A 13,344-nucleotide genomic window follows, 5' to 3' on the forward strand; every position below is an offset into this window, starting at 1 on the left:
ACATCCAGCGTGCTTCCTAGGATCTTGTTCGCTGGATGGCCGAACAGTGATTCGGCCTCGGTGTCCCACGACCGCACCACGCCCTCGGTGTCGGCCACGACGACGGTAAACGGCTCCATCAGTCTTTCCCCCTCTTCCGCGCCGGGTGGCCCACGAATGGGCGGTCTCTGGCGGTCCGTGCACCGCCCGCCTCGTGCCGGGACCCCAAGCAGGGGTTCGAATCGGGCCGTTGGGGCAGGTGAGGAGCCTGGCCAAATTATGATCAATTTTACCGAATCCCCTGCCTGTTCCCAGCAGAATGCGGGCGGTGCGCTGACCCTCTGAATCCGAACTTCAAGATATCGAAGGCCGCACGCGCCGCTACTCGGTGGTCTTCGGATGGGCAGCGCCCGCACGAGTGATCCAAACCCACTGCTTCTCGTCGTCGACGCAGTACCAGATCCTGCCACCTCCGGTGGCTGGCGGGTTCCCGCTTGCGTGGACAGTGACCTTCAGGTCCGTTGTCCCGAAAGCGGGAGCCTCCAACCGGCCGAGAGACAGACCGGTTCCCGGGCTATGCCCGCGGCTGGGGACGATGTATCGCCGTGATCCGCACTGGGAGCCGCTGGGATGAGCCTGCCCCTCCCTCGCCACCAGATCAGCCGTACCAGATCAGCCATACCAAATCAGCCGTACCAACCTTCAGATCATCCGAACACACAGCGGAAGCGCCGACAGCACTCACAGTTCACACGTCATCCTCGTTTCACGGACAGGAGCACACTCTGGTATCACGATCGCTACATCTGGGTGAAAACGGACCGTCGGAAGAGGTGGGCTTCGGTGATGGCCGACGACGTGGCCTCAGCGGTTCTCGACGCGCTGCCCATCGCGGTCGCCGTGCTCGACTCCGACGGCACGGTGCTGCGGCTCAACGAGGCGTGGCGACGCGGCGGCGCGACCGGTACCGCCCTCGTCCCCGTCGCGCCGGGCGGGAGCTGGCTTGCCGCATGCGCGGCCGCGAGCGCGCACCTGCCATACCTCGACCAGCTCGCAACCATCACCAGGCAGCTGCTGGACAACCATCGCGGCCGCCCCCACCTGGAGGTCCGCTGTCCGGGACCGCGCGGTCCCCGTTGGCTGCTCGTACGGTTACGCCCGCTCATGGGCGGCCAAGGGCTCGTCGTCCTGGTGGATGACATCACCGAACGGCGTGAGACCGAGGAGAAACTGCGCCATCACGCGACGCATGACATGCTTACGGGCCTCGCGAACCGGCTGGCGGTGACCGAACGGCTCGCCGAGCTCAGCAGCGGCTTCCCGGCTCAGCCGACTGACCAAACCAGCGGCAGGGACGATCTCCATCCAGCCGCTTTGTTCTTTCTCGACCTGGACTCCTTGTGCACAATCAACAATACGTTCGGCTACCGCATCGGTGACATGGTCCTGCGGGCCACCGCGGCTCGGCTGGCCTCCGCGCTGCGTCCGGCCGACCTGTTGGCCAGATGGGGAGGGGACGAGTTCGTGGTGGTGGCGGGCCATCTGACCAGCACGGACGCGGCGGTCCTGGCCGAGGCGCTGACCCACTCCCTCACCGAGCCGCTCGCCATCGGCGGGCATCGGATCACAGTGTCGGTCAACGTCGGGATGGCCCTGCTGGACGCCGCCACCGGGTCCAGCAGCCAGCGGCGGTCAGGGCGCTCCCGATCCGATGAACCACCTTCCCCGGACGCCGTCGAACTCGTCGAGCTGGCGAGCGAGACACTTGTCCGCAGCCGGACCCAGCGCCGCCACCGGCCGCGGCCACGCCTGTAGCAGCCCATAGCACAAGGCCCGTTATGTCGGTATCAGGACGTATCGTATGGCTATGCGCCTGACGCTGACGGTGTCTGACCCGGCTCACGACGTCAGCGCGGACGTCCTCCTGGACGCCGACCCGGACACGCCGGTCAGCGCGGTCGCCGATACCCTCACGTGCCGTCTCCGACCGTCCGTCGCGGCGGGCAGGCCAGACCTGTTCGTCGACGGCCGGCTCGTTACCGGAGCGCTCTCCCTCGCCGAGTCCCCGATCCGCGAGGGCACTGTGATCAGCCTCGACTCACCAGCGGGCTGGCTGACAGGGGAACCGCCCGGCCTGATCGAGGTCCGGGTGATCGGCGGACCGGGCGCGGGCGTGGTTCACCGGCTCGGGCCAGGTGAGTTCGCCGTTGGTTGCGGGGCTGCCTGTGCCATCCGGCTGGACGATCCCGGCCTCGCGGCCGAGGCGATGACAATCACGGTGATGGCGGACGGCTCGTGTCGCCTCATCCCCGCGGCCACCCATCCTGATCAACAGCCTGCCGCCGTGCTCGTCAACCGCGAACCGCTACAGGCCCCGATCGATCTCCCAGCCGGCGCCCAGATCGCGATCGGGTCCGTCCTGCTGGAGATGGGCACGCCGAGCCAGGCTGATGCCGCGCTCAAGCCGTCCGACGACGGGATGGCCCTCGATTTCAACCGGCCGCCCCGGTTGCTCCCGCCGCTGCGCCGGACACGCTACAAGCTGCCCAGCGAGCCCTCGGAACCGGAACGGCGCCCGATGCCGATCCTCATGGCGCTCATGCCGCTGGGCGCGGGCGTCGCGATGGCACTCCTGTTCCGACAATATTACTTTCTGCTAATGGCCGTCATCGGCCCAGTAGGCATGATCGGGATGCACGTCTCCAGCGACCGGCACGGCAGGCGCAGCTACCGTAAACAACTGGCCGACTACCATGACAGGCGGGAAGAGGTCGAGACCGACGCGCGCCAAGCGCTGGTCAGCGAACGCTCAGCCCGGCGCGCCGACTTCCCCGATCCGGCGACCGTCCTGCTCACCGCCGTCGGGCCGCGTGGACGCCTGTGGGAACGCCGCCGGGACAATCCCGACTACCTGTGCCTGCGGCTGGGCACCGCCGACCTGCCCAGCGAGGTCGTGATGGAGGACCCGGCCGCTCCGGAACACAGACGCGAGATCACCTGGACGGCGCCGGACGTCCCGGTGACGGTAGCTCTGCCCGAGCGGGGAGTGCTGGGCATCGCCGGCCGCGGCGACCTGCCCCGGGTGCTCGCCTGCTGGCTGATCGCCCAGGCCGCGACCCTGCACAGCCCACGCGACCTGGCGATCTACATTCTCACCGACAGCTCCGGTGAATCCGCTTGGCAGTGGGTGCGCTGGCTTCCGCACTGCCGTCCGAGCGAAGGCCAGAACACCACCGTCCTACTCGGGAGCGACGACGAGTCGCGGGCCCGGCGCATCGGCGAGCTGATCAATCAGGTGGCAGCGCGGGCGGCCACCCGGGCGAACTCGACCGGCATGAACCCGCTCGGCGACAGCCCGGACGTACTGGTCGTCATGGACGGCGCGCGCCGGCTGCGGTCCGCGCCCGGAATGATCTCAATCCTGCGGGACGGACCCGCGCTGGGCATCCACTCGATCTGCCTGGACCACGACACCCGGTACCTGCCGGAGGAGTGTCAGGCCGTGGCCGAGGAAACCCGCACCGGGCTGTGCCTGGTGGAGATGCATACCGAGATCGTCCGTGACGTCCGCCCGGATCTCGTCTCGACCGCGCTGCCCGCCGATCCCCACGCCGTGGTGACGGCTGGCAGGGCCGCGGCCTGGTGTGCACGGCTCGCCCGCGCCCTGGCACCGGTCCGCGATGTCGGCGGGGACGACGAGGCGACCATCCCGAGCGCAGCCCGGCTCCTGGACGTGATCGGCCTGGAGCCACCAACCGCGGCCACGGTGGCCGCTCGCTGGCTTGTCTGCCCGCGTAGCACCACCTTCCCAGTGGGCCTCTCGTTCGACGGCCCGTTCGCGCTGGACCTCCGCCGGGACGGCCCGCACGGGCTGATCGCCGGCACCACCGGATCCGGCAAGTCCGAGTTGTTGCAGTCGATCGTTGCGTCGCTCGCCGTCGTGAACCGGCCGGATGAAATGACGTTCGTACTCATCGACTACAAGGGCGGCAGCGCCTTCGCCGACTGTGTCCGGCTGCCGCACACGGTCGGCATGGTCACCGACCTCGACACCCACCTGGTGACCCGAGCGCTGGAGTCGCTGTCGGCCGAGCTCCGCCGGCGTGAACGCATCCTGGCCGACGCGGGGGCGAAGGACATCGAAGACTACGCCCTGCTGGCCACCACGGGGACGCGGCGCACACCGGCCAGCCCGCCGTCAACACCGTTGCCCCGCCTGTTACTCGTGATCGACGAATTCGCCTCGCTCGCCCGTGAACTGCCCGCCTTCGTTACCGGCCTGGTCAACATCGCGCAGCGTGGCCGTTCGCTCGGTATCCACCTCCTGCTCGCGACGCAGCGTCCCGGCGGGGTGGTGTCGCCCGAGATCCGCGCGAACACGAACCTGCGGATAGCATTGCGCGTCACCGACGCCTCGGAGAGCTCCGACGTCATCAACGCGCCGGACGCCGCGCGCATCTCACCGTCCGCCCCCGGCCGTGCCTACGTCCGGCTGGCGCACGCGTCACTCGTCCCGTTCCAGGCCGGCCGGATCGGTGGTCGCCGGCCGGCCGCTGCCAGTGCCAGTGCCAGTGCCGCTGTCGGTGCTGCTGTCGGTGCCGGTGCCGCCGGTGTTCGTGGAAACATCGCCACACTCGGTGCCGGGCCGCGAAAAGATGATCTAGAACAGCCCTGGGTGACTGAGCTGACCTGGCCCGCGTTGGGCCAGCCCCCACCAGCACCACCACGGCTACGAACATCCAGCAACGAAATCACCGATCTCAAGGTGCTCGTCGAAGCGATCCGGGAAGCCGCCACCACCTTGCGCGTCGCACCCCAGCACAGTCCGTGGCTACCGCCGCTGCCCGAGCGGCTCACCCTGGCAACGCTGCTGGAATCCGTCTCCGTGCGCTCGAACGCGCTGCCGGCCGTCCCGATTGGCCTGTCGGACCACTGTGACCGCCAGGCTCAGCTCCCCTACACACTCGATATCGAAAACGGGGGCCACCTGCTCTTCGCCGGTTCACCACGGTCGGGACGATCGACAGCCCTGCGTACTCTGGCCGGATCAATAGCCACAACCATATCCTCCGCCGATGTCCATCTCTACGCGCTGGACTGCGGTAACAGCGCCCTTGCGCCCCTGGCCTCGTTACCGCACACCGGAGCCGTAGTCAGCAGGGACGCTCCCGAGCGGGTTCAACAGCTACTCACCCGGATCATCACCGAGATCGTCGAACGGCAGGAGATCTTTGCCGCACGCGGGTACGCCGACCTCGCCGAACAGCGATCTACCGACCATGACCACCCACTGCCCTACCTGATCCTGCTGATCGACCGTTTCGAAGGCTTTCTGGCCTCCTTCGAGGAGGTCGATGGCGGAGCGCTCGTCGACATGCTGACCCGGCTGCTGCGCGAAGGACCATCGGTGGGTCTGCGCATCGTCATGACCGGCGATCGACGCAGCGCGTCCGGTCGATTCAGCACAGCGATCGAGAATCGGTTCGTGCTGCGGATGGCGGACCGATCCGACTACGCCATGATGGGTCTTGCCGCGGGCGCGGTGCCCGACGTGCTACCACCGGGCCGTGGATTTCAGGTCGAAACCTCGGTGGAGACCCAGCTCGCGCTGCTCGCCGAGGATCCGTCCGGCCGCGCCCAGGTCGCGGCGCTGCACGAGCTGGGCGCGGCCGCGGCTGTCCGTGACGGAGTGCCACCGGGGCCGGCTACCGGCGCCCGCACGGACTACCGGCGGCCGTTTCGTATCGACGTGCTGCCGGGACGTATCACCGTTACCGAGACCCAGGCGCTGCATCTGGGACGACGCTCACGGCCCACGGCCAACGAGACCGGGCAATCCGTCGCGCTCGTCGCGCTCGTCGGTGCGGGCGGCAATGAGCTCGCCCCCATCGAGATCGATCTCGCTACTGACGGACCTGGTTTCGTTGTCGCCGGCCCCGCGCGCTCCGGCCGGAGCACCGCGCTGCTGACCATGGCGAAGTCGCTGCTGGCAGGCGATTCCCAGCTGCTTGTGGTGACCCCTCGGCGCTCACCGCTGGCGGCGCTCGCGAGCCATCCACAGGTGATCGATGTCCTTGGCGCGGCGGCGAATGTCGCCGACATCGATACCGCCTGCGCCTCGTCCATGACGCCGAACAGCCTGGTCATCGTCATGGACGACGCGGAGCTGCTGGCGAACGCGCCGCTGGCTGACCGCATGAGTGAGTTCCTCAGAACCGCCCGCGACGCCGGTCACGCGTTCATCGCGGCCGGAACGACCGAGGATCTGACCAACCAGTACCGCGGGTTCATGGTGGATGCCCGTCGGTCACGATGTGGGATCATTCTCGCGCCGAGCCTCCCCAGTGAAGGGGACCTGTTCGGCGTGCGGCTGTCCCGCGGCAGTTTCGGCACCATGCCTGTCGGCCGCGGACTGTTCGTGCGACGGGGCAGGACGACGCCTGTCCAGATCGCTTTCTCCGCAACTGGGTAACATCCGCTGGCAGGCCACGCCGACAGGCGAACCCGGAAGGTGCGGCGATGACGACGGGCCGGCTCCAACGGCGCCTTGATCTGGGTGACGCGCTGGTCATCGGCCTCGGCTCGATGATCGGTGCGGGTGTGTTCGCAGCCTTCGGACCGGCGGCGGAAGCCGCGGGGGCCGGCCTCCTCATCGCCCTCGCGGTCGCCGCGGTGATTGCCTACTGCAACGCCACGTCGTCCGCGCAGCTGGCAGCCCGATATCCCGAGTCCGGTGGCACCTACGTGTACGGGCGACGCCGTCTCGGCGCCGTATGGGGCTATCTCGCCGGTTGGGGATTCGTGGCCGGCAAGACCGCGAGCTGCGCCGCCATGGCCCTGACCGTGGGGGCCTACGCCTGGCCCCAACATCCCCGTCTGGTCGCGGCTGCCGCCGCGGCTCTGCTGAGCGCGGTCAACTACTTCGGGGTGACCAAGACCGCCCGGCTGACCCGGTTGCTCATCACGCTGACCCTGATCGTGCTGGCCCTCGTGGTGATCGCCTGCCTGGCCGGCGGCACCGCCGACGCCGAACGGCTGAGCCCGATCTGGCCCGGGAGCGGGCCAGGTGCGGTCCGCGGCGTACTGCAGGCGGCGGCGCTGCTGTTCTTCGCGTTCGCCGGCTACGCCCGGATCGCCACCTTGGGCGAGGAGGTCCGTGACCCAGCGCGGACGATCCCGAAGGCAGTTTCCGCCGCACTCGGGCTTACCGTCGGTGTCTACTTCCTTGTCGGGCTGTCCGCGCTGCTGGCCATCGGCCCTGACCGGCTGGCGTCCGCCGTTGACCCACTCGCCGTCGCAGTCAGTGCGGGCAGCCTCCATGCGCTGACTCCCGCGGTTCGTGTGGGCGGGGTGGTGGCGAGCCTCGGCGTGCTGCTGTCGCTGCTTGCCGGGGTCGGACGCACCACCCTCGCGATGGCCCGCGAAAGGGATCTCCCCGGCTGGCTTGCCGCGGTGCATCCACGCCATGGCGTTCCACACCGGGCGGAACTGCTACTCGGTGGCATTGTCATCGTCATCGTCACCGTGATAGACGTTCGGAACGCAATCGGATTCTCCAGTTTCGCGGTCCTCGTCTACTACGCGATCGCCAACGCCAGCGCCTTCACCCTGGACGGTCCGCAACGCCGCTGGCTACGGCCGGTCACGCTGGTCGGTGGCGCTGGTTGTCTCGTCCTCGCGTTCACCCTGCCGGCTACCAGCGTCATCACCGGTCTGGGCGTTCTCACCGCCGGTGTTGTGCTTCGAGCCGTGTGTAGATCACATCCCTGAGTTCGACCGCCCGGCCTCGACCGCCTGAGTTCGATCGCCTGGCCAGTCAGGCGGCCGAGGCCAGGCGATCAGGGATGTGCGGCACGCTCCACGTTGCTGGGGCCGAACTGAAAAGTCGCGGTCAGCGCGTCGAACAGATCGTGCAATGCGTCCACGAGCACTACGTTCGGGCTGGAGCAGGCGATCAGGACGACTGTGTCCGACCGTGGGAGTGGGACAAAGGTCTGCATCGCCGTCGTCCTGATCCAGCCCGCCCGATCAGGCAGCGTGATGTCCTCGACGCCATAGGCGCGGACGGCCCGCCCGACCCGGGGAAGATCCACAAGTGTCACCATCGTCCACGTGTCGTCCAGCGATCGGGCGACCTTCTCCGACAGCGTGGCCAGAATGGCGTCCGGAGCGACGCCGTTCGTCTGGTCTCCATCCGTCCAGCCCCCTTCGGGAGCAGGGAGCAACGAAACTGTCACACTGGCGGACAGGATCGTCCCCTCCACCGGCTCGGCCATGACCCCGCAGAACAGTGCACCACCAGCAGCGGCGTCGCTGGCGGCGTTGCGCAGCATGCGCGAGATCGCCGAGCGGTTCTCGGCGAGTTCGGGAACAGCACGTGTACGCGCACGAACCAGCGCGTCGATGGATGCCCGGCGGGTCACCGGATTCAGGTCGACCTCAAACCAGCTGTCGGGAACCGCGATCGAGAATTCGGTGCTTGCCAGCCCGCCGGCCACAGGGTCGCCGCTCAGCTCTCCCTCACCCCTTCATCCGTAGGGTGGGGCGCCCTGATCGGATCCGCCGTCAGATCCGCCGTCAGATCGGCATCGACCTGGCGCAGTACCCGAGCGGACTCCGAGGCCATCGTCGCCAGCTTGTTCGCGTTTTCATCGATCTTCCTGCGCCCATCGCTCCAGTCATGTTCGAAATCGTCGAGGGCGCTCTCGATTTCGGCTGAACCCAACTGGCCGTGGTAATATTCGAGCGTTGATCGAGTTGCGTTCATCGTCGATCGGATAGACGCGAGATTGCTCGCGAGGGCATCCAGACCCGAAAGATCGACTGACACGCGGTCAGCAGTCATTGAAATCCACCTCCGTTGTGTACCCACCACTGCACGCGGATCGTCATAACCGGTGACCGAGGCGGCGCCCGGCACAGCTGGCACCCCGCCGAACGGCAACCGCGGATAGGATGATCAGCCTCCTAACCTTGCCCACGCAGCGAGTTCGCGAGCTGGGTATCGGCCGCGCGGAAGGCCTCCGCGGCCCTCTTGAGGTACTCGGCCATTCCGTCCAGGCCGACCAACGTGTTGGTGACACCGGTGTTGAACGTGTCGTAGGAGTCCTGGAACTGCACACTCGACTGGTCGGTGACGTAGCCGCTGGCGACCAGGCCGTCGACCGTGCGTTTCAAGGCGTTCAGGTGCGCCTCGATGTCGGCCTTGCCGTTACGGAGCCGGGTGCTCGCGTCGTCCATTTCGGTGTAGGTGACGTTGAGATTGGGCATCGCCTCTGGCCTCTCTCGGAAAGATGGGCAGCTGCTGGCGAAGCGGGCGGGATGCGGGATGCGGGATGCGCCATCACGCGGAGGCAGGTCGCTTGGTGATCATCAAGCTGCGATCATCGGCTTATAAATACTATAAGTAATCTATTAGATACATAACGTACTGTATCCACACACCGGCAGGCCTACTCCGCAACAGCTTCGCCGCGTCGAGCATCTCACGAACTTCGCCCGCGTTGGTATGGTTATAGACGTTTTTGTCCAAATCTACTGTTTTGCGCCGCCCGCCAACACCCCCCGAAGAGGCCCGATAGCCACTCCGCTAATAGATCAACATGTCGGTCGGCGACAATCGGATCGCCCAGCGAGATCCGCATGCCGGCAGCCCGACCCGAGCCGCACCTGCCAGGCCAGGCAAAAGATCTACAAAAATGACTTTCGGTAATAGTTAAACCATATAAAGTGATGGCGTTTATCCACAGCCCAGACCAGACCCTGGGCTGCCTGATCGCGGGGGAAGACCATGAACAGCGTGACACCGTCCCGCCGCGACCACGCCGGAACATCCGGCCGCCGGCACGCGAGGCTGACCGCACGGGCCGCTTCCCCGCCCGTCCCGCGGCGAGCGCGGTTGCGCGCGGCCAGGGCCTTCGCGCTCCTCGCCACAATCATCGTCGGCGTGCCAGCCATGCTGGTGCTGCTGGTCGGTCCACCGATTCCCATGGCCTGGGCGCCAGCCTGGGCACCGGCGCGCACAGTCGACCCAGCGAGCCTGCTGGCGATCCTGGCGGACGTGGTGTGGCTGGCCTGGGTGCACTTCGTCATCTGCGTGATCGCCGAGTGGTGGTCCGGACACCGGGGCTCGGCGCTGCCGCCGCGGATCCCCTTGGGCGGCAGCTCGCAGACGCTGGCGCACCGTCTCGTCGCCGCCACCCTGCTGTTCTCCGGCACAGCTATCCTCCTCACACCCGGCACGAACGAGCCCAGGCCGCGTCCCGCCATCACGGCGTCGGCTGTCCGGCCCCCTGCCGATGACGCGGCATCCCTCGGCTCTTCCCGTGGTTCCCCGGGGGTTTCGCCAGGTGGTGCGACCGGTGAAAGCCAGCCCGAAGGCTCCGGTACCGCAGTGGCCGCGAAGGTCGATACCGGGGTCATGGCTGCCGCGGGTGTTATCACGCCCTTACGGGGGATCGCCGGTTCCGCGCTGCTGGCCGCGGGAGTGGTGGTGGCGCTTGCCGAACGGCGGCCACGGAGGAACGCGGATGATGCGGTCGATGACTTCGAAACCATGCTCCGCCTCGCCGCCGATGTCGGGGCGGCCCGATTTGTCGACCAGGCGCTGCGGGTGCTTTCCGCGGAGCTGACCCAGGCCGGTCGTGCCCTGCCCCCGGTGTATGCGGCGACTCTCAGCGATTCCGCGCTGCTGCTTCACATCGCGCCAGCCGAACCTGAAGGGCCGCCGCCGCCATGGCGAGTTGGCGAGATACCGGGACACTGGCTCATCGATCGGCTCGCCGACACGCCCGACGGCCTGCCCGCGGGTGTTGTCGCAGGGATTCCGGCGAGCACGCCCGCACCCTATCCGGGCCTTGCCACGGTTGGCACGGACGACCATGGCGCCCAGATTCTCGTGGACATCGAAGGCGCCCCAGGGATCATCAGCCTGGTCGGGGATGCCGCCGTGGCTCGTGAAGCAGTTGTGTCCATCGCGGTGGAACTTGCCACGAACCTCTGGTCGGATGACCTCCGCGTCTACATGATTGGCTTTCCGGACCTCACCGCGCCGATCGTCCCGGACAGGCTGCGCACCAGTAGCAGCCTCGACGAGGTTCTGGGTGAACTGTCCGATCGCGGCTCACGGCACGGTGGCGCGGCCGGCGGCACGAGGGATCCGGCCGGCAGCGGGCGGGAGCACAGCGGTCATGGAAACGATGTGAACAGCACCTTCGACGCGGCGCTGCGAGGCCGGCAAGCAGCGCGGACCCAGGCGCTGTGGGCGCCGGACCTGCTGGTGCTGCCCGAGCCTCCGTCCGGCGACGATGTCGCGCGGCTGTCGGTTCTCGCCGCTGGACGCACCCAGGGCATCGGGGTAATCACGGTAGGCGACACTGCCGCGGCCCGCTGGCGCTTCACGGTAGACGCCGAGCGCAGGCTCTCCTTGGGTGTCCTCGGGCTGGACGTCAACGCCTTGACGTTGTCAGCGCCCGAATACGCGGCCATCCTGGCGATGTTCAGCCAGCCTGACGCGGGTTCAACGTCCGGGGACACGCGCGGCCCCGAGCCACGCGCGCTGCCGGCGGCTCCGAGCCGCGCGGAAGCCACGGACCGTACCCAGCCGCGCATCGCCATAACGGACATGCCATGGGCGGCTCTTCCAAACGCCGAAATAGTCCGGTCTGTGGACGGGGGTTCATCAGCCGCCGCGTCGGCGCCCGGCCCAGAGCTGACACCGACACCGGCACCGGCACCCGTCCCGTGGGTACCGGAAATTCCGCGGTGGATGCGCCCCCTCGGCTCCGGCGCGCGGAGGCCATCCCCTGGCGCGCCCGACAGTCAGAGAGATACGCCGATCCCGAGCATCCCGCCGATACCGCCTCCGCCCCCACCGGCAACCACGCCGCCACCGACCCCACCGCCCAGGCCCCCGTCACCTCCAGGGGAACGGGCCATGGTGCTCAATCCGCCATATCCCCTCGATACCGGTGCAGGCAGGGAAGCCGGGGAAAGCGGGACAGCCTCGGGGTCCGCAGGGTCCCGAACGATCCCGGCCACGGGCCTGCCGGCGCTCCCGCCGCCTCGGTCCTTTCCGGTCCAGGCTGCGCCCGCCCAATCCGCTGGAACTCCGCAGACAGCGCTGGCACAGGTGTCCATGCGGGAGGCCGTGGCCCGACGGCCGCCGCCTGTTCTTCCCCCGGGTGAGAAGCGACCGGATGACACACGCAGCCAGGCGCCGCATCCGGCGCCAGCAGCGCCAGCAGCGCGGCGGCCTCAGGCACGGCGCCCCCATCTGCTCCCACCGGGCGAGCTTCCAGGCATCCCGGATGCATCAGGTGAGGAGGAACTCCCACGCAAAAAAACCCACGATCACACGGCCCTCGGCGCAAGCGTCGAACCGCCCGCTCTCCGGCCGCGCCAGGAAAGTAATGATCAAAAAACCTCCGACCCAGGTAATACCACGCACAGGCAGCGCCTCCGGAAATGACACGCTGCCCCGGCCCGAGCCGCCCGCCAGCCCGCCTTCGCCCCTGCCTGACCTGCATACATCCGCCTCGGCCGCACTGGTTCTTCGACCAGAAACACCCCTGTTTGTGACGGTGGACCTCTACCGCCCGAGCGAAGCCGAGATCCGTGTTCTGGGGACCGTCACCGTCGACGCTCCCGGTCCGCTGGAGCCCGATCGCAGGGACCTGCTGACCGAACTGGTGATCTATCTCGCCCTGCATCGCGACGGCACAGCCATCCATGACCTCAGTACGACGCTCTGGCCGCACGGCGTACCTGACGACGTGGTGACGGCGGCTCTCGACCACGCCCGCGCCTGGCTTGGGCCAGACAGCGGCGGCAGCCCGCGCATCACCGCCAGCGCCGACGGATCCTGGCGGCTCGCGGACGACCTCCGGTGCGACTGGGACCTGTTCGTTGCCTACGCCCGTCGCTCCAAGCAGCCGGACACCGATGCCGAAGAGAATCTCAACAATGCATTACGGCTGGTCACCGGTCCTTTGTGGACGAATCTGCCGGATCAGCGCTACCGCTGGCTGACCTCGAGCGCCATTAGGACTGCGACCACGACCGCGGTTGTGGACGTGGCCCACCGACTTGCCATGCTCACGCTCGGCTATGGAGATACCCTGACCGCCGTCGCGGCATGCCGGACCGGCCTGCGCGCTGTGCCGACCGCCGAAGTCCTCTGGCAAGACCTGTTACGTACAGTGGCGGCCCGACGCGACCGCAAAGCGCTCGAAGCCGTGATCGGTGAAATGTACCGCGTGATCGCGCCACCGCGAAGCGGCCTGAAGATTCAGGCTGAGACAGGGGAGCTGATACGGGAGCTCCTGTCGGGCCTCCGCCACCGATAGCCGGAGCACCAGCCGATAG

8 protein-coding genes are annotated in these 13,344 nt (G+C 67.9%); 5 read left to right on the forward strand and 3 right to left on the reverse strand.

Features of this window, described 5'->3' with window-relative positions; genetic code table 11:
• The first annotated feature begins 825 nt into the window (after positions 1-825).
• Genes MJ785_RS15265 through MJ785_RS15275 form a run of 3 tightly spaced genes read left to right on the forward strand, consistent with a single transcriptional unit; the run spans position 826 to position 7,749 of the window.
• Positions 826-1,794, forward strand: coding sequence for a sensor domain-containing diguanylate cyclase (locus MJ785_RS15265; RefSeq protein WP_239381453.1), 969 nt, complete (start codon positions 826-828; stop codon positions 1,792-1,794).
• 46 nt (positions 1,795-1,840) lie between these two features.
• Positions 1,841-6,451 (forward strand): FtsK/SpoIIIE domain-containing protein, encoded by a 4,611-nt coding sequence (locus tag MJ785_RS15270; RefSeq protein ID WP_239381455.1) that lies wholly within the window; start codon positions 1,841-1,843, stop codon positions 6,449-6,451.
• A gap of 47 nt (positions 6,452-6,498) precedes the next feature.
• A complete protein-coding gene (locus MJ785_RS15275; RefSeq protein ID WP_239311065.1) occupies positions 6,499-7,749 on the forward strand; it encodes an APC family permease in 1,251 nt (416 codons plus the stop codon).
• A 68-nt stretch (positions 7,750-7,817) separates the two neighbouring features.
• On the opposite strand, the gene MJ785_RS15280 is transcribed toward MJ785_RS15275, so the two are convergent.
• From MJ785_RS15280 to MJ785_RS15290, 3 genes are all read right to left on the reverse strand, one after another.
• The gene (locus MJ785_RS15280) at positions 7,818-8,477 is read right to left on the reverse strand and encodes a hypothetical protein (protein WP_239311066.1); all 660 of its coding nucleotides are present in this window, start codon (positions 8,475-8,477) and stop codon (positions 7,818-7,820) included.
• An 11-nt stretch (positions 8,478-8,488) separates the two neighbouring features.
• On the reverse strand, positions 8,489-8,824 hold the full coding sequence (locus MJ785_RS15285) for a hypothetical protein (RefSeq protein ID WP_239311067.1): 336 nt from the start codon (positions 8,822-8,824) through the stop codon (positions 8,489-8,491).
• A gap of 122 nt (positions 8,825-8,946) precedes the next feature.
• Positions 8,947-9,249, reverse strand: a complete 303-nt coding sequence (locus MJ785_RS15290; RefSeq protein WP_239381457.1) for a WXG100 family type VII secretion target — start codon at positions 9,247-9,249, stop codon at positions 8,947-8,949.
• Positions 9,250-9,769: 520 nt separating this feature from the next.
• On the opposite strand from MJ785_RS15290, the gene MJ785_RS15295 reads away from it, so the two are divergent.
• A complete protein-coding gene (locus tag MJ785_RS15295; protein ID WP_239381459.1) occupies positions 9,770-12,448 on the forward strand; it encodes a hypothetical protein in 2,679 nt (892 codons plus the stop codon).
• A gap of 106 nt (positions 12,449-12,554) precedes the next feature.
• Entirely contained in the window at positions 12,555-13,325 is a 771-nt protein-coding gene (locus MJ785_RS15300; protein WP_239311072.1) for a bacterial transcriptional activator domain-containing protein, read from the forward strand.
• Positions 13,326-13,344: the final 19 nt, after the last annotated feature.

This window comes from Protofrankia sp. CiT1, from assembly GCF_917627335.1.
Taxonomy (GTDB): Bacteria; Actinomycetota; Actinomycetes; order Frankiales; family Frankiaceae; genus Protofrankia.